The 25,298-nt window shown below is 59.2% G+C and carries 18 protein-coding genes; 1 reads left to right on the top strand and 17 read right to left on the bottom strand.

Annotated features, from left to right (window positions below):
- Positions 1-74 precede the first annotated feature (74 nt).
- The 6 genes from ISF27_RS00290 to ISF27_RS00265 form a co-directional block, all read right to left on the bottom strand.
- Positions 75-1,733, bottom strand: coding sequence for a S1C family serine protease (locus ISF27_RS00290; RefSeq protein WP_194608054.1), 1,659 nt, complete (start codon positions 1,731-1,733; stop codon positions 75-77).
- A gap of 263 nt (positions 1,734-1,996) precedes the next feature.
- Complete coding sequence (locus ISF27_RS00285; RefSeq protein WP_235985971.1) at positions 1,997-3,736, bottom strand: LCP family protein; 1,740 nt, start codon at positions 3,734-3,736, stop codon at positions 1,997-1,999.
- Between the two features lie 15 nt (positions 3,737-3,751).
- Positions 3,752-5,173, bottom strand: a complete 1,422-nt coding sequence (locus ISF27_RS00280; RefSeq protein WP_194608052.1) for an undecaprenyl-phosphate glucose phosphotransferase — start codon at positions 5,171-5,173, stop codon at positions 3,752-3,754.
- A gap of 30 nt (positions 5,174-5,203) precedes the next feature.
- Positions 5,204-7,009 carry an LCP family protein gene (locus ISF27_RS00275; RefSeq protein WP_235985970.1) on the bottom strand — a complete coding sequence of 602 codons (1,806 nt, stop codon included), beginning with the start codon at positions 7,007-7,009 and terminating at the stop codon, positions 5,204-5,206.
- Positions 6,993-8,000: a glycosyltransferase family 2 protein gene (locus ISF27_RS00270; RefSeq protein ID WP_194608051.1), complete on the bottom strand. Its 1,008-nt coding sequence runs from the start codon at positions 7,998-8,000 to the stop codon at positions 6,993-6,995. The genes ISF27_RS00275 and ISF27_RS00270 overlap by 17 nt, the downstream gene beginning before the upstream one ends.
- A 33-nt stretch (positions 8,001-8,033) precedes the next feature.
- Positions 8,034-10,220 (bottom strand): glycosyltransferase family 2 protein, encoded by a 2,187-nt coding sequence (locus tag ISF27_RS00265; protein WP_194608049.1) that lies wholly within the window; start codon positions 10,218-10,220, stop codon positions 8,034-8,036.
- 454 nt (positions 10,221-10,674) lie between these two features.
- Between ISF27_RS00265 and ISF27_RS00260 the strand changes: the two genes are divergently transcribed.
- Positions 10,675-12,354, top strand: a complete 1,680-nt coding sequence (locus ISF27_RS00260) for a DUF5722 domain-containing protein (RefSeq protein WP_194608047.1) — start codon at positions 10,675-10,677, stop codon at positions 12,352-12,354.
- Between the two features lie 166 nt (positions 12,355-12,520).
- Here ISF27_RS00260 and ISF27_RS00255 read toward each other — a convergent pair whose 3' ends face one another.
- The 11 genes from ISF27_RS00255 to ISF27_RS00205 all read right to left on the bottom strand — a co-directional run bounded on the left by ISF27_RS00255 (position 12,521) and on the right by ISF27_RS00205 (position 25,281).
- Positions 12,521-13,051 carry a PTS sugar transporter subunit IIA gene (locus tag ISF27_RS00255; RefSeq protein ID WP_328701453.1) on the bottom strand — a complete coding sequence of 177 codons (531 nt, stop codon included), beginning with the start codon at positions 13,049-13,051 and terminating at the stop codon, positions 12,521-12,523.
- A gap of 178 nt (positions 13,052-13,229) precedes the next feature.
- Positions 13,230-15,041, bottom strand: a complete 1,812-nt coding sequence (locus tag ISF27_RS00250; protein WP_194608043.1) for an ABC transporter ATP-binding protein — start codon at positions 15,039-15,041, stop codon at positions 13,230-13,232.
- On the bottom strand, positions 15,028-16,821 hold the full coding sequence (locus ISF27_RS00245) for an ABC transporter ATP-binding protein (protein WP_194608041.1): 1,794 nt from the start codon (positions 16,819-16,821) through the stop codon (positions 15,028-15,030). The genes ISF27_RS00250 and ISF27_RS00245 overlap by 14 nt, the downstream gene beginning before the upstream one ends.
- 131 nt (positions 16,822-16,952) lie before the next feature.
- Positions 16,953-17,495, bottom strand: a complete 543-nt coding sequence (locus ISF27_RS00240) for an NADH peroxidase (protein ID WP_194608039.1) — start codon at positions 17,493-17,495, stop codon at positions 16,953-16,955.
- A 16-nt stretch (positions 17,496-17,511) separates the two neighbouring features.
- Positions 17,512-17,940 (bottom strand): Fur family transcriptional regulator, encoded by a 429-nt coding sequence (locus tag ISF27_RS00235; RefSeq protein WP_194608037.1) that lies wholly within the window; start codon positions 17,938-17,940, stop codon positions 17,512-17,514.
- 179 nt (positions 17,941-18,119) lie between these two features.
- Entirely contained in the window at positions 18,120-19,397 is a 1,278-nt protein-coding gene (locus ISF27_RS00230) for a DNA polymerase Y family protein (RefSeq protein ID WP_194608035.1), read from the bottom strand.
- Between the two features lie 40 nt (positions 19,398-19,437).
- Positions 19,438-19,947, bottom strand: a complete 510-nt coding sequence (gene thiW / locus ISF27_RS00225) for an energy coupling factor transporter S component ThiW (RefSeq protein ID WP_194608033.1) — start codon at positions 19,945-19,947, stop codon at positions 19,438-19,440.
- Between the two features lie 353 nt (positions 19,948-20,300).
- Positions 20,301-21,356 carry an IS1096 element passenger TnpR family protein gene (locus tag ISF27_RS00220; RefSeq protein ID WP_194608031.1) on the bottom strand — a complete coding sequence of 352 codons (1,056 nt, stop codon included), beginning with the start codon at positions 21,354-21,356 and terminating at the stop codon, positions 20,301-20,303.
- A 117-nt stretch (positions 21,357-21,473) separates the two neighbouring features.
- Positions 21,474-22,382, bottom strand: coding sequence for an NAD-dependent epimerase/dehydratase family protein (locus ISF27_RS00215; protein ID WP_194608029.1), 909 nt, complete (start codon positions 22,380-22,382; stop codon positions 21,474-21,476).
- Positions 22,379-24,220, bottom strand: a complete 1,842-nt coding sequence (locus ISF27_RS00210) for a thiamine pyrophosphate-binding protein (protein WP_194608027.1) — start codon at positions 24,218-24,220, stop codon at positions 22,379-22,381. The genes ISF27_RS00215 and ISF27_RS00210 overlap by 4 nt, the downstream gene beginning before the upstream one ends.
- Positions 24,217-25,281: a glycosyltransferase family 2 protein gene (locus ISF27_RS00205; protein WP_194608025.1), complete on the bottom strand. Its 1,065-nt coding sequence runs from the start codon at positions 25,279-25,281 to the stop codon at positions 24,217-24,219. Before ISF27_RS00205 ends, ISF27_RS00210 begins: the two co-directional genes overlap by 4 nt.
- Between the last annotated feature and the right edge of the window lie 17 nt (positions 25,282-25,298).

Genomic DNA, 25,298 nt, shown 5'->3' with positions numbered 1-25,298 from the left:
TACCTCCGCGAATGCAATTTTAGAAAAAGTCCCGGCGAAAAGGACTCGTCGGGACCATATTCAGCTCGACAGCATCATGGTGTCTCTTCCTCAGCAACGCCGGTGCCCTCGTCGGCACTGCTCTCCGCCGCACTGCTCTCCGCCGGCGGCGTCTCTTCATCAGAATCGCCATCGCTCCCACTGTTCCCCGGGAGGTTCTGTGCATCCTTGCGGTAGCCCAGCGTCACCTGGACCTCACGCTCCTGATACTGTCCATTTTCCAAGGTCTGTACCGTCAGGGTGACTGTCTCGCCACCGCGGTAGTATTTCAGCTGATCTTTCAGCTCCTCTCCTGTCTTCACGCTCTGCCCGTCGATCTTCGTGATGATATCTCTCTCGTGGAGATCGGACTTTTCAGCCGCGCCGCCCTTGATGATCTGGTAGACATAAATCCCCTCGGGCATCCCGTACGCCTGCGCAAGGCTGCTGTCGATATTCTGCAGCCGGATCCCCAGGTAGCCCTGCTCATTTTCCGGCACAGCCTTTCTCGTCTGACGGGACATCAGTTCATCGATGATCGACTTTGCCTGGCTGATCGGGATCGCATACCCGATGCCCTCGACATCCGTATCCGAGTACTTGGCGGAATTGATGCCGATCACGTTGCCGTCAAGATCCAGCAGGGCGCCGCCGGAGTTGCCGGGGTTGATTGCCGCGTCGACCTGGATCAGGTTGCGGGTGACACCATCGATCGTCACCTGCTTGTTCAGGGCACTGACCACGCCGGTCGTGACTGACTGGCCCTTGCCCAGGGCATTCCCGATAGCAACAACCCCCTGTCCGAGCTTCAGGCTGTCGGAATCCCCGAGATTTGCGATCTTGATCTTTCCCTTCGTCTCGTCGGGGATATCAGAGAGCGCGACGGAGACCACCGCCAGGTCGGAATCGGAATCCGTTCCCTTGATGGATGCCTTGACGCTGTCCCCGTCGGTAAAGGTCACCGACATTTCCTCCGAATCTTTGACCACGTGGTTGTTCGTCACGATCAGCAGCTCGGAATCATTCTGCCCGGCAATGATGCCGGAACCGGAGCCGCTGGCCTCGTACTGCTGCTGGCCGAAGAAGAAATCATTCTGGGTCACAATCATCTTGTTGTTGATCGCGACAACAGACGGCATGGCATTGGCCACGATGTCTGTCACATCCATCGGCTTTGCGGAATCGGAAGATCCGCTCCCGGATGATGCGGAAGCATCCGCGGACGTTGCCGTGGTCTCCTGCTGGGCGATGGTTTCCTGCCGGGCCGGGGATGCCGCGTTCGCCGCCCGGTATACCCCGTACATGGTTCCGCCTGCCGCCGCGCCGAAGACGGCGCCGGAGAGCACGAGGACTGCCGCCCTCCTGGCGAATTTGCCGCCGTTTCCTCTTCCCGGCTTCTTCCCCCTGCTGCCGTCCCGCCCGGCATCCGCACTGCCGGAAGGCGCCGTGCTCCCGTACTGCGGCCCGCGGTACGGGTCGGACGACGCGCCGTCTGAGGCGTCCCTCCTGCTGCCGGAAGAAGAAGTGCTGTACGGGTCATCGTCCGTGCTGCTGTAAGAGCCGTAGCCGCCCTCTGATGCGCTGTCCGCACTGCTTCCGGCCTCCCGGTCTCTGTATTCTCTGTCTTCGCTGCTATCTCGCTGCGGGTTGAAATACTGGGGATTTTCTCCCGCGTCATTCCCTGGAAATCCGTTTTCCGGATAATTGCTGCTCATAACATAACCTCCCTGCTGATGATGCCTGCCGGCATCTATCCAACTATGATTATCCTAACAGCCAAATGTGTTGGAACTGTGAAAATTTTTCGCACAGATTGTGAAAGCGCTTTTCCGCGCCATGCCGCTGGTTTTCCCCGAGAACAGGCGGACATGGAAAGATCCCGGCCGGTTCACACAATTGCGCAAAGGCAGAAAAAGGCCCCGGCCGGTTCACGATAGAACCGCCGGGACCCCGATGTCTCGCTGCCGATGCTTCTTCCTTATTCTCTCGATTCTTCTGATGTCCGCGTGGAGGACGGCTTCGTCCCGGAGACCTTCGTCCCGGATGTCTTTGTCCCGGACGTCTTTGTCCCGGATGTCTTTGTCCCGGATTCCTTTGTCCCGGATGCCTTTGTCCCGGTTGAAGACTTCGTGGAGGATTTTTCGGCCTCCTCGGAGGATTCCCCGGCTTCCGTCGGGCTCCGCCACTCGCTGACCAGGGTTTCCTGCTGATCGTCATCCCCCACGCTGGTATCGCCCGCCTTCATTTTCCCGAGCCCGGTCACATCCGCGATGTGGCTGCTGATCTCCTGTACCGTTTCTGACGGTTCATAGTCCTTATCGCCGAAGAAAAATTCATGGAGCTTCACCACATTGCTCTCCAGTGTGCGCGGGATAACGCAGTATCCGCGGCCGCCTACCCGCTTCCCGCCGTTGTCCTCCGGGAACCCGTAGGTGGAGGAAATCTTATAGTGCCCGACATTGGCCACCATGGCCAGCAGGTCGTTCATGCTCGCGCTGGTCGCGATCTGGGGAAATACCGTCTTCACGAGATTATCCAGCGTGGCAAGATCCGCCGATTTCATCTTCTGCAGGGCAAGCTCGATGATGAGGCGCTGCCGCTGGGTCCTCCGGAAATCGGAATCCATCAGGCGGAGCCGCCCGTACGCCACCGCCTGGATGCCATCCAAGTGGTTCATCCCCGCGGATTTCAGCTGGGTAGAACCGATCCCGGTGGATTTCACCGTCTCCGTGATAAAGGCGTTGATATACTTGAATTCATCCTCGGAGATCTCGACATCCACGCCACCCAGGATATTGATTGCCTCCGCCACCGCCTTCCAGTTGAAGGTGGCATAGTCGTCAATTTCCAGGTCAAGGTTGTTGTTCAGGGCTTCCACAGCCTGAGTCGGGCCTCCGATCTGATAGGCGGCGTTGACCTTGTTATACATATCGTCGCCGATCTTCATGTAAGTATCTCGGTAAATGGAAGCGATGCGGATATCGCCGGTGTCATGATCAACATTGACGATCATATTGACATCCGAGTTATTGCCGGCGCCCAGGGAATCATCCCTGCTGTCTACCCCGAAGACCGCCACGGTCCAGTATCCTCTCATCTGTTTCCGGGTATTGACATTCAGATTATTGTTCGCCATCTCCTGCCGGTTCCACGGGAGGCGCTGGAGAAGGCTAAGGCGGCTGTAGCCGTAATAGCCGGCGAAGCCGGCAAGGAAACAAAGCAAAAGAAGGAAAACCAGCATCACCCTGCGGATTCGTTTTCCCTTTTTCCGTTTTCGCGACATATTCCGACGCCGCTTTTCCTCCGCCCCGCGGGATGCTGCCTGCGCGCTCCGGCTTTGCCCGCCTCTCCGGCGGGAATGTGCCACTTTGCCGGGATCCTCCGGCTCCCCGGAGATGCTGTACTCGGTGCGGGCGAAAGTGTCCTGCCTGCGGGAACCGCTGCGGGGAGAAGTGTCCCGCCTGCGGGAACCGCTGCGGGAAGAAATGTCCCGCCTGCGGGAACCGCTGCGGGAAGAAGCGTCCTGCCCCCGGGAGCTGCCACGGCTGAAGGAGTCAGAAATGACATCCAGGGAATATCCCTGGTATCGCCCTCTCGCGGCTATCTCCCCATCTTTCGGTTGTCTTTCCGGATGATCCCCGCCCCCGCCGAACCGGCTGGACAGGATATCCGGGCCGTCATCGGGAAGGCGGACACCGTCCTCTCTGTCTTTATCCATTGCTGCTCCCATTGATCAGTATGCGTTCTTGTTGATGAATCCCTTGAAAAAGGTCAGAAACAGGATCTTAAAGTCAAATCCCAGCGACCAGTTCTCAATATAGTAGAGATCGTGCTCGATCCTCTTGGTGATGGAGGTATCTCCCCGGAACCCGTTGACCTGCGCCCAGCCGGTCATGCCCGGTCGCACCTGGTGCTTGATCATATAGCGCGGGATCTCCTCCCGGAACTTTTCCACAAAGAAAGGCCGCTCGGGTCGCGGCCCAACCAGGCTCATATCCCCCTTCAGCACATTGAAGAGCTGGGGCATCTCGTCGATGCTGGTCTTCCGGATAAAGCGGCCGACGGGAGTTACCCTGGCATCACCGGGGGTCGTCCACCTGCTCTTCTCCTTTTCCGGCGCCTGCACCGTCATCGAGCGGAATTTGTACATCCGGAACGGCTTATTGTGAAGGCCGACCCGCTCCTGGCTGAAAATCACCGGCCCCGGGGACGTCAGCTTGACCAGAGCCGCGGTGACCAGCATGATCGGGGAAAAGAGGACAATCGCCACGAGCGCCCCGAAGATATCCACGATCCGCTTCATGATCGCGTTCAGCGGGTTCGTCAGCGGAACATGCCGGATGTTGATGACCGGCATCCCCTCCAGATCCTCCATATAGGGCTGCGTGGGGATGAAATTATAGTAATCCGGGATGAACTTTGTGTGGACACCGGACTTCTCACAGGCAGCGACGATATTTTCCAGCTTGGCATACTCGGAGAGGCTCAGGGTGATCGCGATTTCATCCAGGGTGTTGAGCGCGAGAATCTCCGGGAGATCCTCTGTTCTTCCAATCACCCGGATTCCACGGTATTCCTTCCCCCACGCCACATGGTCGTCCAGAATGCCCCGGATCTGGTAACCCCACTCGGGATTTGCCCGAACCCGGTCAATGAACCCCTCGGCTGCCTTGCTGTAGCCGACCAGCAGGACATGCTTCTGGTTGTAGCCGTTCGAGCGCATTTTCCGGAGGCCGAAACGGAGGAGATTTCTCGCCAGGGTTTCGGCCGCTGTATTGATGACGTAGAACAGGACAACCATCGGCCGGGAAAAATGATAGAAATACGGATTTTTCCCGCCAAAGAACAAAATCAGCGCCAGGGTCAGTACGCCGAGGGTGTTCGCCTTGAAAATATTGGCCAGCTCAACCCTGGCCACCTGAACCCGTTTCGGCGCATAGAGATGAAAAACCGCGTACAGGAACAGGTAGTAGGGGATGATCAGCACGCCTGCGATGATGTAGACCATGGACATGTAGTCCCGGTTGGCCGGCGTCACCAGCGACCGCGTGCTGCCATAGACAATGTACCAGGCGAGGAGATAGGATATGGCAATCACCACTCCGTCTAAGGCAACATGAAGCCGGTTCAGCCTCTCCTGATTATTTTTGATCATCTGTCTCTGCCTCTGTCACTCCCGGCGGGCTCAGCCCTCTGCGCCCGGGCCAACCGCCTCTTGATTGCTCTTATTGCTGCTGTTGTCCGAAGCGGGACCTGCCGGCTCAGCGGCCTTCGGCTCCTCCGCCTTGGTTTCCGCGGGTTTTGGCTCGGTCTCCGTCTTCGGCCCCACGGACGCGTGCGCATTCGTCTCGCTGCCCGGTCCGGCTGCCTTGGTCGCAGCCTTCTCAGTCTCGTCGTCCTCCGGCGGATCAATCACATCGCCATGCGCGTCCGTCGGATATTCGGTCTTGCCGGATTTGTCCGTGGGCAGAACCACTTTCCCGTTCTTCTCCGTCTCAAAGATCACGTCGCCATTCTCGTCCGTCTCATAGACCGCGTTCCCCTTGCTGTCGGTGGAGTACTCGTAAGCCTCCGTCTTCTTCTTTGCCTTGGTCTCCGGATCGGTCACCGGCTCCAGGGAATCATATTTTTTGCTGGACTTTCCGCTGGTCGACCCGCTGCCCATGATCCGGTGGAACGCATCGGCACTGATCCCCTGGTCTGTCGCCACATGGCCGATCACCTTCGCGTTGGTCGTGAGGCCGGTCACGCTGGCAATATGGCTGCTATACTCCTGAATCGAGTTCGGCACCTGGTAGTCCTGCTCATCAAAGAGGAACTGGTGCAGCAGCTTGACATTGTAGGCCAGGGTCTGCGGAATGACGCAGTCGCCGAGCTTGTCCATCCGCTTCTCGCCGCGCGCGCTCGGGAAGCCCTGGGTATCGGAGATATTGAATTTTGTGATCCGCTTCGCGAGCGGGACAATGTCATCCACGGAGACGTTGGTCGCAAGCTCCGGCGTGATCGTGAAAATCAGGTTCTGCAGGGTGCCCCAATCCGCGTTCTTCGCCTTTTCAAATGCTTTCTCCAGGACAATCCTCTGGCGCTCGGTCCGGGCGTAGTCGGTATCGCTGTAGCGGATGCGGGCATAAGCCACCGCCTGGATACCGTCCAGGTGGACATGGCCGCTGTGCGTCAGCTGGACACTGCCGATACCGGTCTCCTTCACGGTCTCCGTGATGTAGGCATTGATCCAGGAGAACTCGGCATCGCTCAGGTCGACATCCACACCGCCGAGGATATTGATGGCCTTTGCCACAGATCCCCAGTTAAATGTCGCATACTGCGTCACATTGAGGCCGAGGTTCTTGTTGAGCGCCTTGACCGCCTGCTCCGGCCCGCCCTGGGCATAAGCCGCGTTGATCTTGTTGTAGGAGTTCTTATCATTGACGTTCAGATAGGAATCCCGGAAGACGGAGATAATGCGGATATCCCCCGTCTCCAGATTCGCGCTGATAATCATGTTGACGTCAGCGTTCGTCCCCTTTCCGACGTTCTGCACACCGTTTTCCATGCGGGAGTCCACGCCGAAGCACATGATGTTGAAATAGCCTTCCATATCCGCGAGCTGCTGCTCGGAGAGATCCAGGTTCTGCACCGCGTTCTCATCGAACTCGATCTTCTGCATGGCACCGAAGGTCCGCTGGTAGACGTACCAGCAGACCGCGCCGATCAGGAGGGCGAGGACAAGAAAGACTTCCAGCACGGCAAGCCAGACCCTCCTCTTCCTGCGCCCGTACTTCCGGCTGTGCGCACCTCGTCCCCTGCTTTCGCGGCTTCCCCCCGGGTAGCCTCCGCCCGCGGATGCGCCGCGGCCTGCCACATGCAGGCGGCTCCCGGAGGAACCGTCAGACGAACCGCTGTTTCGGCCGGTTCCTGTTCTTCCCGCGGAATTTCTGTTTCTCCTCCGGGCGCGCATGCGCTCCAGTTCGTCGTCATTGTAAGCCATCATGTACCTTTCTCCGGAAAAATTCCCAGCAGTAGAGTAAGGCGCCGTAAATCAGCTCCCCCTCGATGAGCAGATAGTTTTTCAGATGCTCCGGCCGGTATGGCACCCGCCGCGCGCGCCCGGCTGTCCGGATTCCTTCCAGAAGCCCCGACACATAGTCCCTTCCAAACCCTCTCCGGGCAAAAAAAACAGATTTGACCGCAGTCCCCAGGGCGATCGCAGGAAGATTAAAGATAAGCTGCGGAAGGGGCATATTCTTCCAATTCAGATAGACATTATTCCTCGCCGCAAGACGCACCTTGAACGGATTGTATTTTGATCCGCTGGTGCCGCTGCCTACATGAAAAACCTTCGCCGACGGGCAGTACAGGTTGTCATAACCGTAAATCTTCGCCCGGTAGCCGACGTCGATATCTTCCAGGTAGGCAAAATGCATCTCGTCAAAATCCCCGATCTCCCGGAATACCGACCGGCGGTAAATGGCTGCCCCGGCGCAGGCCGAAAAGATCATGGAGCCCTTCCGGTACCGCCGGATACTCTGCCCTACCCCACGCTGGTACGCCCAGCCCATCACCGAATACATATCCCCGGCATCATCGATCAGCTCGGGATGCGCCATCTGGATCATCTTCGGGCTGACCGAGAAGATCCGCGGCGAATGGGCGATGGCCCGGACGAGTTCCGCCACGTAGAATTCGTCGCACTCCACATCATTGTTGAGCAGGATCACATAGGGCGTCCCGCTCTCCCGGATCCCCCGGTTGACCGCCCCGGAAAACCCGGTGTTCTCCCCGAGGTAATCAACCTCCAGCGGAACCGGAAAATCCCCCTCACGGTACCGCTCCAGGATTTCCCTGCTGTTGTCCTCGGAGCCGTTGTCAATCACGAGGACGCGGAAAGCGCGGTAGGACTGCCGCGCCAGGGAATCCAGGCATTTTTCCAAAAATTGCCCCCCGTTATAATTGGGGATCACCACAGTTGCTGTCTCTTTCATGAACTGCCCTCTCCCGGCACACGCCATCCCCCGTCATACCTCCAGCCGGTAAGGCTCGCCGATCTTCTCCTTCCGAAGATCCCGCAGGGAGAAGTCCGCCTTCCGGAGCGTGAGATTCGGGTTGTAGTACGGGTCGCCGTTTTTCAGGATATCCGGCCACTTTTCCGCGAAGGTCCGGATCTCGCTGTTAAATCTCGCCACCTTCTCCGGGGTATCCTCTAGGCCGCGGGACTTGGATTCGTAGTGGTGGAGCACCGCGTAGGGATTATAAACCACAAGCTTACCCTGGGCGCGGACCTTCATGCAGTAATCGATATCGTTGAAGGCCACGGCGAGATCCTCGGAAAAGCCGCCGGCTCGGTCGAACACCTCCCGCTTCGTCATCAGGCAGGCAGCGGTCACGGCGCTGTAATCCTGGGCGCTCATCGCCCGGTGGAAATAGCTCACCTGATACTTGCTCTGCCCGACAAAAGCCGCCCCGGCGATCCCGCCGAAACCGACCACCACCCCGGCATGCTGGATCGACCCGTCCTGATAGAGCAGGCGGGCACCGACCGCGCCGACATCCGGCCGCTGGCAGTAGCCAAGCATCTCCTCAATAAAGTTTTCGGCGATCAGCTCCGTATCATTATTGAGGAACAGCAGATAATCCCCCTTCGTCACCCTGACGCCGAAATTATTAATCGCGGAATAATTGAATTTCCCCTTCCAGGTCACCACGCGGACATTGGAAAATTCCTTCCGGATCCTCTCATAATAATCGAAGGTCTCCTGCTCCGTGCTGTTGTTCTCCACAATCACAAACTCGACATTCCGGTAGGTTGCCCGCTCCTCGACCGCCCTCAGGCAGGTGTCGAGATCCGCAGCGTGATCCTTGTTCGGGATGACGATGGAGACCAGGGGATCCCCCTGGATGCGGAAAACCGTGTGGTAAATGCCGTAGTCCACCCCTTTTTCCACCTTCTCGTAGGGAATGCCCACCCGGTCGTAATGGGCGCCGATCGCGCGCGCACCGGCCTCGAAGGCGTAGAGCTTGCTCTCCGGGTTGCTGGCCGTGGAATTCCGGTGGCATCTCCAGTGGTAGAGCACCTTCGGGATGTGGCGGATCTCCGCCGCCTGCTCGGTGCAGCGGAAAATGAAGTCGTAATCCTGTGCTCCGTCAAACTCCTGGCGGAAGCCGCCGACGCGGCCGGCGAGATCCTTCCGCACGCAGAGCAGGTGGCAGATATAGTTGACGCTGCAGAGCAGGTCAGGATTAAAGTCCGGCTTAAAATGCGGATCAAACAGCTGCCCGCCGTCCATATCCAGCTTATCCTCGTCGGAATACACCATGTCGCAGGACGGATGATCCCGGAAATTCCGGGCGAGCTCGTAGAGGGCATCCGGCGTCAGGGTGTCATCGTGATCCGCGAGGACGATATAATCCCCCTTCGCCATCGCGAGCGCCGCGTTGGTGTTGCCGGAGATTCCCCGGTTCTCCCCGAGAACCGAATAATGAATCCGCGGATCCTTGCCCGCGTACTCTCCGAGAATCCGGGAGACATCCTCCCCCTTTGGGCTCCCGTCGGCGATGCAAACCTCAAAATTCGTGTAGGTCTGCTGCCGGAGAGAATCCAGCAGGGCGCGAAGGTAGGCCTCCGGCGTCCTGTACGCCGGAATCACGATGGAGAACAGCGGTGACGGGTCAAAAATCTCATTTCGCTGCCGGGCGAGCTCCTCCTCGGTCGTCCGGACAAGCTCATACCACTCGGAATACTCATAATCGCTGTCGATTCCCTCGAATTTGAGCTTTGTCTTCCGGAGAAAATCCCGGATTCCGTTTTCCCTGAGGTAATCCATGCCGGAGCGCAGTGTCTGCGGCTTAAAGAGGCCGATCGCCCGGTGCAGCCTCTTATAGGAGGAACGGCTGTGCTTCCGGATCAGCTCATCGTTGTAATGGATCACGGCTTTCTTCCCGTCCCCGCGGATCACGAGATCGTAACTCTCCCCATGCACCCAGGGAAAACGGATATCAAAGCCGAAATCCTTGTCCACCGCCGTGCCGTAGTACGCCTCGCTGACATCGTCGCGGCGCGTGCGGACAAAATGCATGTCCACCTTCCGGTGGCTGCCGTCCAGTACCTCATATTCGATCACCGAATCGGGCGTCTTTCCGAGAGCCCAGCCGTTGAGCTCCATCGTATTCTCCCGGAGACGGACAACATCAATCTTATAGCGCATAATGGAATATCCTCTGCTGGTCGGCCTTCTCATTCTTCTGCGAAAAGGCGGGTATTCAAGCTCTCCCAAGTTTACCCGCAAAGCCTCCGACCTTCAATAAAATTTTTATTAAATCTGACCGCGCTGACCATTCTTATCCCTGTCCAGCACATGCGAGCGCCCGGAACCCCCGCCTCGGGCAAAGCAAGGATCCGCAGGAGGCAGCGGGCTGGACCATTTTCCATGCTTCTCCGCCGCTCCAACTGGACAGATTTCCACTTCATAATTCGATATTTTACCACAGGCCCCGGCATTACGCAAACAGGGCTCTCCGGCTGCTGCTGTTCAACCCCCGCATCCCGCGCAGCTTTGCTCCGCTCGGTCAGCCGTTACTTAATCGTAAGAAATAATCAAACACTTTCTGACCTGATCATGCTAAAATGGGGCAGCTAAGGAAAGGAGGCTTTTTGAACCTATGAGGCAAAGAACTGTATTTTCTGCGCGGCTGCTGATGACGGCTGTCCTCAGCTTCCTGCTGGTTCTCGGATGCGCATTCGTTTCCCTCGCGGACGAGACGGCAGAAAAGCCGGCAATCAACGCGACTGCACAGATCACCGGCTGCACCATCGACGCCGGAAGAACCACCGTCACCATCACCGCCACCGGCTCCGGGGACGCCACCGGCACTGACGGGCAGGTCTATGTAGTGGAAATGGGTTCCTGGCAGAACGACCTGGCCGGGCGGACGGACTATGTAACCTCCGCGCCCATCAGCTCCTCTTACACCTTTACCTTCCCGCTGAACGCGGGAACAGACAGTGACCGCTCCTACAAGTCCTTCATTCTCGCCGTGTGGGACGGCACCCAGTATCAGGCGCTCACCAGCCGTCACTTTATCACCAACCCGGAGATCGCCGCGAAGGACAAATCCACGGTAAAAATCACCGGCAAGAAGGGGCTCGCCGTCGATACCACGCTGCTGAACGATGCCATTTCCCTGGGCATCAAGCAGGCGAAGCTCGACATGGCGGTCAACCAGATGCAGGGGACGGGAATCTCCTACACCTGGAAGGGGAAGACCTACAATTTCAGCAAGGACTATTTTGACAAGTTTGACCATTACATCTCCACGCTGAGCAACCGCGGCGTCCTGGTGACCGCCGTCATCCTGAACGGATGGAGCGACAGCTCGCCGGATCTCTACCTCCCGGGGCTGACGAACGATGGCAAACACCCGTACTATGTCTTCAACACAACCACGGAAGCCGGGGAGAATTATGTTGAGGCGGTTGCCAACTTCCTCGCCGAGCGCTACAACGGGAGCAATGGCCACGGCAAGATCTTCGCCTGGGTCATCGGCAACGAGATCAACCATCAGTACTGGAACTACACCGGCGCGATGGACATCCGGAGCTACGTGAAGATCTACCAGCACGCCTTCCGGGTGTTCTACACGGCAGTCAAGGGCAGAAACGCCGATTCCCGTGTCTTCTTCTCCATCGACAATATCTGGAACGATTCGTCGCAGACCAACGGCACGACCTACTACAAGGGCAAGGATGTGCTCGACCAGTTTAACTCGGTAGCCGCGGAGGAAGGACAGATCGACTGGGGCCTCGCCTACCACCCGTATCCGTATCCGATGACAGACCCGGTTTTCTGGGACGACGGCAATAACGGCCTGACCCAGGATGTGTCCACCCCGATCCTGAACTTCTACAACCTGCATGTTCTCACCGATTACATGCAGACCGACGCGATGCGGAGCCCGACAGGCAAGGTCCGCCATATCACGCTCAGCGAGCAGGGCTTCACCTCGATGACCCCGAGCGGCAACAAGCTCCAGGAGCAGGCGGCGGCATTTGCCTATTCCTACTATCTGACAGAGAGCAACCCGTATATTGAGAGCTATCTCCTCTCCCGCCAGACAGACGCCCCGACAGAGACGCAGTCCAGCACGGCATTCGGCCTGTACTACTGCGATGAGAACAGCAGCGGCATCACCGCCACCCACAGCAAGCCGATCTACTCGATCTTCCGCGATATCGACAGGGCCGGGAAATCCCTCCAGGTATCTGCCGAGTGCAAGAAGACCCTGGGCATCAGCAAGTGGTCGGAGCTGATTCCGAACTTTGTCTGGTCCGGATCCGAATAAGGAAAGCCAAGCCGCGGGCGGCTTTTGAGAAAAGCCAAGCCTCCCGCGCACAATTTTCCGAGGAAAAAAGGCGTGTGAAAAATGAGCAGTCATTTTTCACACGCCTTTTTTTGTTACGCAGAGCACTTAAGGAGCGCGAGTTTAGTGCAAGCTATGCAAATTTGCCCTATTCTTCGTAGTAGTCGATCGCGAACAGCGGATCGCCCGCCTTGACCGCCCCCTCATGGAGCAGCCGGATCTTCATATTTTCCTCCATCTCGGAGCAGAGCACCGGGGCGGCCACCGAGGGCGCATGGGTTTTCAGATACTCCAGGTCGATCCTCAGCAGCGGGTCGCCCCGCTTCACCCTCTGCCCGGTCTCCACGAGGGCGGTGAACCCCTGGCCGTTCAGGTTGACCGTGTCTATGCCAACATGGATCAGCAGCTCCACACCGGAATCCGTGGTCAGGCCGACCGCGTGCTTCGTGTCAAAGACGAGGGAAATCTCCCCGTCCTCCGGCGCACAGACCGTGTCCCCGGACGGGGTGACCACAGCGCCGTCCCCCATCATCTTTCCGGCAAATGCCGCATCCGGCGTCGTGGAGAGATCCGCAGCGGTGCCGTCCATCGGGCTGTGGATGATGACTGTCTTCACCACGTTCTCATTGGTCAGCGAGCTTCCGATCCGCTGCAGGACGCCGAAAATCCTGTCTTTCATCTTGCGCTGCCTCCTCTTCCTCTCCCCCCCGCCGGAAGGAACCCGGCATGCAGCCAGGCGCCTCCGGCGCCCGGAACTCCACATCGGGCGAATCAAAGCTTCGCGGGATGCGGGGTTCTGGACAACTCTCTCTAATTAAAGAATAATACGCCCGGGCAGGTTCCACAAGGAAAAGGCATCAGAGAAGCGCATCCGTGGCGAGATCCTGAACCTGCCGGGTGTAGAGGCGGTAATAATACCCTTTTTTCCGGAGCAGCTCCCGGTGCGTCCCGCTCTCGACGATCTTTCCGTCCCGCACCGCGAGAATCAGATCGGCCCCGGTAATCGTCGACAGCCGGTGCGCGATCATGAAGGAGGTTCTCCCCGCGACGACCGTGCGGATCGCCCGCTGGATGGCCTGCTCGGTCATCGTGTCGACGGAGCTTGTCGCCTCGTCCAGGATCAGGATGGCCGGGTCGGCGAGAAGCGCGCGGGCGAAGCTGAGCAGCTGCTTCTCCCCGGTGGAGAGCAGGCTTCCGCCTTCCCCTACCTGGCTGTCCAGCCCCTCTCCCATCCGGAGGACCACCTGGTCAGCTGACACCAGGCGGAGCGCTTTCCAGATCTCCTCATCCGAGGCGTCCGGCTTTCCGTATTGCAGGTTTTCCCGGACAGTGCCGGAGAAGAGATGCGGTGTCTGGAGCACATAGCCGATCCGGCTGTGCAGCCAGAGCTGGGAACGGTCGCGCACATCACGCCCGTCGATCAGAACTTCCCCCTCGGTGGGCTCATAGAAACGGCAGACCAGGTTCACCAGCGTGGATTTTCCGGCACCGGTCTCCCCGACGATGGCCACGCTCGTCCCCGCCGGCACCTTGAGGGAAAAATGCTCCAGCACCATCTCCTGTCCGTCCGGATAGCGGAAGGAGACATCACGGAATTCCACATCGCCCCGGATGGGCTCCCAGTTCTCCCTTTTCGGGTGGAAGGAATCCCCGTATTTTTCCACCACCTCCGGCCGGTCCTGCACATCGGAGGCGGTCGCCGCAAGCCGGGTAAACCGCTCGATATTCACCTGGGCGCTGACCAGGGCGGCTGCCGCCTGGATGATGTACTGGATCGGCTCCATCATCCCGAGGGCGTAGGACATAAAAACGGAGAGTGTCCCCAGCCGCATCGCGCCGGCCTGGGTCAGCCTGCCGCCCCGCCAGAGGACGAGTGCCAGGGCAAGCCCCGCCATCGCCGTCACCGAAGCCGTGAAGAGTGCCTGGACATGGGCGGTATGCACCGACGCCCGGCGCATTTTCTCCGTATCCTCCTCAAAGGCTCTCTGCATCCGGTCCTCGGCGACCAGTGTCCGGATCGTCCGGGCTCCGGTGATCCCCTCGTTGAAATTGCCGGTGATCTTCGCGTTCAGCTCACGGACCCTGCGGTTCAGCACCACCAGTTTCTTCTGGAACCCGGCGGCGAGGAAAGCTGCCGCGGGCACCAGAAGGAGAAGGAGCAGAGCGAGCCGGAGATCCACGGCCATCATCACCCCGAAGACAAAGACGATATAGGAGACATTCCACACAATATCCATCATCCGCCAGGTCACCAGCGTGCCGATACGGTCCGTATCGCTCATGACCCTCGCGTGGATGTAGCCCACGCTGTGTGTGTTGAAGTATGAGAACGACAGCGTCTGGAGGTGACGGAAGGCGGTATTCTTGAGATCGCGCCCGATATCCAGCTCCGCGAAGCTGATCAGGAGGGAGCTCACCAGGTTGGAGATGACCTGGCCGGCGAGCACCGCCACGTAGAGCAGCAGAAATCCCGAAAATCCGTCCAGCGTCCTCTCCCCGACAAAGTGATTGAGCGCGTACCGGTTGAACAGCGGGTAAATGGAATCCGCCGCGCTGCTCAGGATGCCGAAAATGACCATCGCCAGCATTTTCCAGCGGTAGGGCTTAAGATAGGGCAATAGTGCCGGGATGCCGAACCAGGGCAGGCTCTTTTCCTCAGAAGTCTTCATTTTCCGCCTCCTCTCCTGTCCCCGACTGAATGTCACACACCTTCCGGTAAATGGGATTTGCCGCATAGAGCTCCTCGTGGCTCCCGATCCCTGCCGCCTTCCCGTGGTCGAGGATCAGGATCTGGTCCGCCTCCATCAGGGTGGTGATCCGGTGGGCGATCAGGATCACCGTCTTCCCCCGGAACTCCTCCCGGAGGGCATGGCGGATCTTCACGTCCGTCTCCGCATCTACCGCCGAGAGCGCGTCGTCAAAGACCAGCACCGGCGTGTCCCGGATGACCGCCTGGGCGATCGCTGTCCGCTGCTTCTGCCCGCCGGACAGGGTTACGCCGCGTTCTCCCACAACTGTGTCATATTTGTCGGTAAAATTATTGATCGTCTCCACCAGATCGGAAATTTCCGCGGATTTTATGATATCTTTTTCCACCGCGTCTTTTCTGGCGATGGCGATATTCTCCCGGATCGTTCCGGAGAAGAGGAACGGCTCCTGCATGACCAAGGCGACCTGCCCCCTCAGCCAGGGCAGGCTGATCCTCCGCACATCCACGCCGCCGACGGTGATGGTCCCGGAGCCCTCCGGAAGCGGGTAGAGGCCGAGCAGCAGCGCCGCCAGCGTGGATTTTCCCGATCCGGTTCCGCCCAGGATGCCGAAGGTCGTCCCTGCCTTCACGGTGAAGGAGACGTCATCCAGGATCGGCGGCATATCCTTCCGGTAGGAAAAGGTGACATGGGAGAATTCGATATCCCTGTCCATCGGCGGACAGAGGGCGCCCGCCGGATCGCTCTCCGCCTCCGCGTTCATGATATCCCGGATCCGGTCCACGGAAACGCCGGCCTTGCTCATATCGGAGATCACGCGGCCGAGCATGCGGACCGGCCAGGCAATCATCGCGTTGTACGAGACAAAGGCAATGTAGGATCCCGGGGTCAGCTCGCCGCGGACGGTCATCACCGCCCCGAGGGCGACAATGATCATCACCTGGAGGCCGGAGATGAAGTCCCCGACCGACCAGAAAATGGAGATCAGCATCCCCAGCTTCTTGTATGCCCCGGTGTAGGCCGTATTCTGGCGGGCAAACCGCTTTTCTTCATAGCGCTCCCGGCCGAAAGCGCGAACCACCCGGACGCCGGTCAGATTTTCCTGGGCGATCGAGGAGAGCTTTCCCTCCTCCTCGTCCGCGGTGAGAAAGGTGCGGCCGATCCCCCGGTGGAAAAACAGCGAGTACAGGAAAATCACCGGGACAAAGACCGCCGCCGGCACCGTCAGCTTAAGGCTGATGCCGCACATAAAAAAGAAGGCGATCGCCAGCATGACGACAATCCGCAGCATGCCGGTCAGCTGCTCTGAGAGAAACATCTTGACCGTCTCCACGTCGGAGGTGCAGCGCTGGATAATGTCGCCGGTCGGATTTTCCATAAACCAGGAGAAGGGCAGGTGCTGGATATGGCCGAACAGCCGGTTCCGCATCCCGGCAACCAGCTTCTCAGCCCCCTTCGCGTTAAAGAGGTTGTAGAGATAGCGGGACAGGGCGCCCAGAGCTGTGAACAGGGTGACGATGACCGCCACAAAAAACAGGTGCCCCCGGATCCAGGAAAATGCATCCGCCCGGTTCCCGCTCTCCAGCAGGTGATCGACCACGAAGGCGACGATCTTCGGATTCAGCAGGTCAAATAGGGAAGCCAATGACGCAAAGACCACACTAGCCAGGAAATACCCGGCACTCCCCCTGAGGAATGACGCCAGCATCGAGAGGCGGGTAGGAAATGTTTCTTTATTCATGCACAAAACTCCGTTCCTTCGCGCGGCCCAAAACCGCTGCTTCTTTCGCTTCTGTCCGACCATCATAACACAAAACCGGGCAGGAATACATCCTGCCCGGCAAAGCTCATCATATTCGATTCTCTTAACAATTAGCCGAAGTATCTCTTGAGGAGACCCTGGAACGCTCTTCCGTGTCTAGCCTCATCGCGTGCCATCTCATGGACGGTATCATGGATCGCGTCAAGATTCAGAGCCTTAGCTCTCTTGGCAAGATCCGCCTTGCCCGCGGTTGCGCCGTTCTCCGCCTCAACGCGAACCGTAAGGTTCTGCTTTGTGGACGGGGAGACAACCTCACCGAGCAGCTCGGCGAACTTTGCCGCGTGCTCAGCTTCCTCGAAAGCAGCGGTTCTGTAGTACTCACCTACCTCCGGGTAGCCCTCACGGAAGGCAGCGCGGGACATAGCCAGGTACATGCCAACCTCTGTGCACTCACCGGTGAAGTTCGCGCGGAGGTCTTCCTTGATATCTTCCGGAGCATCAGAGGCAACACCGATCACATGCTCGGCGGCCCAGGTCATCTCTTCCTCCTGCTTCACGAACTTGGAAGCCGGAGCCTTGCATACCGGACACTGAGCCGGAGCTGCATCACCCTCATAAACATAACCACATACGCTGCATACCCACTTTGCCATAATTTTCCTTCCTTTCTCACATAGCATTTTCTGCCATGCGGTTCGCTGTTTCTGTTTCCAAACCTTTGTCCCTGCATTCCCGGCATACGCCGGTAAATGTCACGCTGCAGCTCTCGAACAGTTTATCCGGCGCGGCTTTCTGCGCCTCTCTGAGAATCCTCTCCGGATAATCCCCGGGGAGATCATAGACGCGCCCGCACACCCTGCACTGGAAATGCGTATGCGGGTGGATATTGCCGTCGTAGCGGATCGCTCCATCCGAGCAGCTGAGTTTCTGAATCTCACCGAGTTTCTCGAGGAGCGCCAGATTGCGATAGACGGTTCCCAGGCTGACATTGGGATACTCCTGACGAATGTCATGAAAAATCATATCCGCTGTCGGATGGTCGGTTCGGTGAGCTAAATTATCTCGAATGCAGTCCCGTTGCTTACTGCTCTTTCTCACTGGACCTCTCCTTTCTGAAATCGATAACGATTACTGTTATCAATATACAGGCGCATCCCCTTTTTGTCAATACTTTAAAAAAATATTTTCGGAGGAATGATGATTCACGTTGAACATCTTCACCAACCCCCGCCAGGACAGGACGCGGGCATTTCTCTCAAGAATGCTCGCCTCCTGATCTATCCTTTCCCTCGGCCGGGCGGATCTTGTTTTTCGGATCCGCCCGGTTCCCTGCTGTCATCACGCAGCCTTCCGGCAAGGTTTCCCCGGGGGCCGAGGCTGATCGCGCCGCGGCCGAATTTGCCGCGGATGGCATCCAGCGCCCGGTCCGCCCTCTCCTCTTTTTCGCGTTTTTCCTGTGTGCCGAACAGATCCAGCTGGCAGCTGTCCTCCGTCGTCAGCCCGAACAGGCGGATGCCGAGAAGCCGGAGCCCCGTGCGGCCGTCCCAGAGGCTGTCAAACAGCCGGCAGGAGACCTCCCAGACCTCCCGGGTGATGTCCGTCGGATTTTCCAGCTTCGTCTGGCGCGACCGGTTAACCCTGACGCTGTAATCGCCGGCGCGGATCTGCACGCTGACCCCGTAGGCCCGGTAGCCCGCGCGCCGCATCCTGGACGCCACGCTGTCCGCGAGATCCTTCAGGATCGCGTGCGCTTCCGCCCGCTCCGTGACATCCTCCTCCGTCGTCGTGGAGACCGAGAATCCCTTTGCCTCAGGCGGCGCACTCTGCACCGGGGCGTCATCGATGCCGTTTGCGTAGGCATGATACTGTTCCGCGGCTTTCCTCCCAACCAGCCCCGCGAGATATGCGGTGTCCGCTGAGGCGAGGTCACCGATCGTGCGGATGCCATTTCTCGCGAGGAGCTCCGCCGACGCCCTTCCGACAAAAAGGAGCTCCGGCACGGGAAGCGGCCAGAGCTTTGCTGGAATCTCCTTGGTAAAGAGCGTATGAACCTTGTCCGGCTTCTCAAAATCGGAGGCCATCTTCGCCAGCAGCTTGTTGCTCCCGACGCCGACGTTGACGGTAAATCCCAGGGTGTCCCTGATCTCGTCCTTGAGCTTTCCCGCTGCCGCGAGAAGATCCGGGAAAATTCGCCTCATCCCGCTCATGTCGAGAAAACACTCATCGATGGAAAACTGCTCCAGATCCGGCGAATAATTCCGGCAGGCCGCGATGAACCGCCGGGAGCACTCCCGGTACCAGGCAAAATCCGAGGGGACAATGACGAGATCCGGGCATTTCCGGAGCGCCATGGACACCGGTTCCCCGGTCCGGATCCCGAGTTTCTTCGCCGGAATGGACTTCGCGGTGACGATGCTTGTCCGCTTTCCCGGATCCCCGCCGATCACCGCGGGGATATCGCGGAGATCGCTCTCCCCATGTTCCAGGCGCTTCACTGAAGTCCAGGAAAGAAAAGCGCTGTTGACATCCACATGGAAAATCACCCGTTCCGCCATACCGCCTCTCCCTCCCGGTTATCCCGCCGGATACCGGCGGTCAGTTCTCCAGCACGGCCCGGAGATAATCCAGGGCGTGGGACTTCATCATAATTCCGATCAAAACCGCGGCGATGAGCGTGCCGCCCGCTGTGCTGACGAGAAACGGCAGCACATACGCAAAGAGCGCCGCTGTCTTCCCCATGACGAACACGGCAACCGGCCAGGCAAGAAGGCCGCCAAGGACGCCGGTGCCGAAGACCTCAGCAAAGCAGGTGGGAAGAAGCTTCTTCGTCGCCCCGTACATGAGGCCGCAGCAGAGCGCGCCCACCATGCTGCCCGGGAAAGCCAGCAAGGTGCCGGTACCCATCATGTTCCGGATGAGGGATGCGCAGAAGGCAATGCCAACTCCCCACCAGGGACCGAGCAGCACCGCCGCAAGGACATTGACCATGTGCTGGACGGGGAAGCACTTCGAAGCACCGACCGGGATGTAGAACCCCGAAAGGCAGATGATGACCGCAACCAGCATGCCGGAAGCCGCAAGTTTTTTGATTTGTTCGTGACGCATAGCGTATCCTCCTTTAGACAATGGCAGACTGCTTCGGAAGCTGAAAAAAGCGGAACCCGCAGGGATTCCGCTCAGCATACATCTTCTGGACACGAAGATTCGCACCTCTTCTTCGATTCCTACGTTGGCATTATCCAAATCAGGTTTACGGGTCGTGCGGATATCCGCACCTCTCAGCCAGATCAGCTCCCCTGTCCGCTATTCTTTTTACCTGTTCTTTTATAGCACAGGCTGCGGAAAATGTACAGTCCCGATTTTTCCGCCCTTGCCCCCAGGGGTTCCGCCCCGCCCCGGGGGCAGATCCCCATCCCGCGCGGGGCATCCCCGCCCCGGCGCGGAGCTTCCGAAACATCTCAGAGCAGCGAGCGGGCATCCTTCAGGCTTTCCGACCAGTTCCAGAGATTTTCCGCCCACTCCCTCGACTCCGCGATGTCCTTCGCGGTTCCCTCGTGGATGGTCCTGAGGAAATCCGCAAACCCGCAGATGCCGCCCACATCATCCATGACCTGGATGCCGTCCAGGCTGGCGCAGAACGGGAGATGCGGAATCTCCGGGAGCTCCTCCGGCGTAACGCGGCGGACCGCCGTGATCTCGACAGTCCAGCCATCCCCGTAATCATAGACGTAGATTAAGGATGAGGTCACCGGAAATGTCGGGAGGTCGCTGTCGGTTCTCGCCTGAATCTTCTTCAGGACCGCGAGCTCGTCCCGGAGCTCATCTTCGCCGTCGAGCTCCTCCGCGGGCACCATCACATCCATGACCGGGAGGCGCTCAAGAAGCTCGTTGGCATTTCCCTCATGGAAGTTCTCGATGTCGTGTAGGATCGAGCGCGCCACCGGAACCTGCACCATCCGCTCCCGGTTTTTCTCCGGCGAGACCAGCGGATCGGACGGAATTTCCGGGAAGCGGAGGACAAAGTCCTCCAGGGCGTGACGGATAAATTTCCTGTGCTCCGACTGCCCGCGGTAAGGGCTCGGGCGGAGATATTTCTGCCTCATCCAGGTTTCCGGATCCTGCCCCTCCGAATCGTCATCATCCCAGTAGAGATCCTCATAATCCGTGCTCGGGAACCGGAAATACAGCCCGCAGTATCCCTTCCACTCGGCAAAGGAGCCGTCGTGGCGGACCGGTCCCGGGTCTCCCTCCTCCGGCACCGTGCCCCCGGTCATCTTCTGGAAGATCCGCTCCGGGAGCCGGTAGGCGTGGAGATGGCTGTTCGTCCATCCGAACGCCCGCTGGATGGCATAGTGCAGGGTATGCAGCATCATGTCACCGCGAACCAGGATATCCCTGCTGAGCTCCTTCTCCACATGGCCGTATCTCCGCAGGATCTCACGCCCATCCGCATCCAGGCCGTCTGTCCGCAAGGACAGGTGCAGCTGATAGACAGGTACGCTCAAAGTTTGCATTTCCGCCTCCTGATTTTCCGCCGCCGGCATCGGCAAAGCCTGCCTAAACCGGCATTTTCACACCGCATGGCCTGAGCCCGCCGGAATCCGCTTTCCCCGCCCCGGGGCTGCCGGCCGCTATTGGTCCGCCAGGATCGCCCGGATTCCCTCCGGGAACGGCGTCTTCGGCATCCAGCCGGTATCCCGGAAGATATCCCCGGTATCCGCGCAGAGGTACATCACCTGGTTTTTCGCGTAGGAAAGCTTCCCGATGCCCAGGGCTGCGCCGGGCCTCACCACGTCGCGGATTTCTTCAATATATTCCCGGAGCGGCCTCGCGGTTCCGCTGCCGAGAACATAGATGCCGCCATCCCGTCCCCGGTCTGCGAGATCCGCGAATGCCTCCGCCGCGTCGCCGCTGTAAAGATAGTCCCACCGCTGCTCCGCCGGGGTGAATTCCGGAATTTCTCCCGCGGCGAGCTTCCGGATCGTGGACATGACCATGCTCTGCGGCCCGTCCTTCGGCCCGTAAAGGCTGAGAATCCGGATCCAGACATGGGAAATGCCGAGCGCATGGGCATAATCCCGGGTCATCTCCCCCGCGCAGAGCTTCGCGTAGCCGTAGCCCATCTCGGGGCGCTGCGGCGTATCGGCGGTGAGCTTTCCCGATACCCTTCCGTACTCCGCCTGGGATCCCGCGCCGACAAAACGCCGACAGCCGAATCTCTTTGCCATCCCCACGGCGTCCAGCGCATAGCGCACATTGGCATTCTGCAGATACATATCATTTCTTCCCGCACCAGAGGTTCCCGCCCAGGCGAGATGATAGAACACATCATACGGGGCGGAGGAATTTTCCAGGCGTGAGAAGTCCTCCATGCCGCAGTCGAGAAGGCGGACCCCGGGATGGACCGGAAGATTCGCCCGTCTCGGGGAATTCGGATGAACCAGGACAAGAACCTCCGCGCCGCGGCGGACAAGCTCCCGCACAAGGGCCGTCCCGAGGGCGCCGGTCGCGCCGGAGACGATGGCCCGCTGCCCGCTCATCCGTCCTCCCCGTCCACCATCGGGATGAACATATTCCGCTTTACCTCCTCCCGAGGAAGGAAGGGGGCGAGATCCTCGAGAGGCGAGCTGACCAGGCGCCCGTCCGCAAGCTTCCTCGTGCTGCTCTTGGGCTCCCATACCTGGTCCGTGTCGGTGAAAATCTCACAGAACAGCGGACCCTCCATCGCGAGCGCCTGATCCACCGCCTTCTTCATCTCCGCATTGCTGTGCGCGGAGAGATACGGATAGCCGAACGCCTCCGCAATCCTGCGGAACTCCGGGAAGCCCAGGTCGCCGGACTCAGGTCCTATGCCCACCCGGCTGTGATCCGCGAACAAATTGCGCTGGGTGAGGCGGATGGAGTGATACCCGCTGTTGTTGATGAGGAAAATCTTGACCGGGAGGCGGTTTGTGATGATCGTCTGCAGTTCCTGGAGATTCATCATAATGCTGCCGTCGCCCTCGAGGCAGACCGTAGTCTTCCTTCCGCCGCCGACGCAGGTGCCGACCGCCGCCGGAAGGCCGTAGCCCATGCTGGCGATCGCGCTGTTGTTGTCAAAACGGCTGCCCTTCTTGATGACCCAGGCCTGATGGCCTGCCACGCAGCAGGCACCGTTCGAGACCGCGGCCAGGGTGCCCGAAGGGAGCCTTGAGGAGAGGTAGCCGACAAAGGCATAGACATTGGCTGTCTTTCCATTTTCCTCCCAGTGCTTCGGAAGAACGACCGGGTAATTCTTCTTCCAGTCCCGACAGATCCGGCGCCAGTCCTCGCCGGGGAATACCGGTGTGTCCCCGATCAGGCTGTCCATCCTCATGAGAAAATCCTTCGCGTCCGCCCAGACCGGCATCTCCACATGGATGGTGGGCTTCTTCATCTCGGCGGCATCGACATCCACCATGATGACCTCTGCCGCGCGCGCCCAGGTCTTCCAGTCGTAGCCGACCTGCCGGATGGAAATGCGCGTCCCGACAGCCAGAATGAGGTCCGCGTTCTGAATGGCGAAATTTCCCGGCCGGTCGCCCATATTTCCCGCGCGCCCCACATAGAGCGGGTGATCCGTCTCGATCAGGTCGATGGCATTCCAGTAGGTGACCACGGGGATGCCGAGCTTATCCGCCACCGACCGGAAGACCTCGTAGGCACCGGCGAGGCGGATCCCGTAGCCGGCATAGAAGACCGGCCGCTTCGCCGCGCGGATCTTCCGGAGGATCGTCTCCACAGTATCCTCCGGCACCGCGGGCGGGAGCGTCTTGTCATCCTCGGCGGGATCGTAGCCCGAAAGCTCGTCCGTCTCGATGACCGTTCCCTGAAAATTCACCGGGATGTCCACCCAAACAGGCCCCGGGCGGCCGGTGACCGCCAGATGCCAGGCTTTCTCCATGGCATACCGGATCATCTTCGGATCCTCGATCATGACCGCATATTTGGTCATCGCCTTCGCCGCCAGGGTGATATCGTACTCCTGGTCCCCCACCGCACGGAGCTTCGCCCCGGTGAATCTCTCCGCGTACCGGGCGGTTGTGTCATAGCGGACCTGCCCGCTCACGATAAACATCGGGATCGAATCCAGCCAGCCGCAGGCAACCCCGGTCAGAGCATTTGTGCCTCCGGGGCCGGTGGTCACGCAGACCGCGGCAATCTTATTTTCCAGGCGGGCGTAGGCCTCCGCCGCGATGGCGCAGGCTTGCTCATGGTGATTGTAGGTGACGTGGAGTCCCACCTTATGCCCGAAGGCGTCATTCAGGAACATGGCACCGCCGCCGACGACGCTGAACACGTCAGTCACCCCATGACTGACAAAGAATTCCGCAACATAGTCCGCTAATCTCTGTTTCATCGTCCTTCTCCCCCCTTGCGATTTTTTTCAGGTTCCGGGAGGGAGGACCCATTCCCTCTTCTGTCCGGTGCCCCGTTCTCCAAATTCTCCGCTGCGGGCCGGCCTGTGCCTTCTGCCCTCCCCGGTGTCCCGAAATTGATCCTCTCCTTCTCGATCACCAGCGGCCGGTTGATCACCCGCTGGTTGATGCTGAGGACATACTCGCCGATCAGGCCGATGAAAATCAGCTGCAGCGACCCCAGGAGGAAAATGCCGATCAGGATCGGCGCCGTGCCGGCGGAGAAGCGGTTCCAGTAGATCAGCTTCAGGATAAGGTACGCCAGCGCGATGAGAAAGCTGAGCACCGCGAAAAAGAAGCCGATGAATGTCGCGAGCCGGAGGCCGATCTTCGTGTACGAGGTAAAGCTCAGCATCGCCGCGTCATAGAGGCGGTAGAAATTGTTGCTGGTCTTCCCTGCCCGCCGTCTCGGCTGATCGTAGGGGATCGTCTTCACGCTGCTCGCGAATTCCGCCACAATCCCGCGGAGAAACGGCGTCGGATCATGCAGGTTCCTGAGCACCTCGATAAAGCTCTGGTCGTAGATGCCGAAGCCGGTGAACTGCTCGATCTGCTCCACCTCGGAATATTTATGAAGGATCTTGTAATACTGCCCCCGCATGAAATACATCAGCTTGTTTTCCTGGGAGCTGGTCTTCTGCCCGGCGACGACCTGGTACCCCTTCTCCCACTCATGGACGAATTTCGGGATCATCTCCACCGGATCCTGGAAATCCGCGCACATCAGGATCACCGCATCCCCGTAAGCCTGGGTCATGCCGTAGACCGGCGAGTTGAACTGGCCGAAATTCTTGGCATTAAAGATGGCGCGGATCCGGGGATTTTTCGCGCAGAGCTCCCGGAGCTCCGGCCGGGTATTGTCCTTCGAGTCATTGTCGATGAAAATGATCTCGTAGTCGTACTCCGGCAGCGTGTCCGCCATCTCCCTCGTGATCGCCTCCGACAGGGGGATCACGTTGAGTTCCTCATTGAACGTAGGCACCACGATGCTGATTTTTTTCATAGCCTGCCCTCCGCGGG

The organism is Clostridium vitabionis, assembly GCF_015351765.1.
GTDB lineage: Bacteria > Bacillota > Clostridia > Lachnospirales > Lachnospiraceae > Clostridium_R > Clostridium_R vitabionis.
The sequence above is the reverse complement of the archived record's forward strand: the minus strand, read 5'-3'. Positions and strand labels throughout refer to the sequence as shown.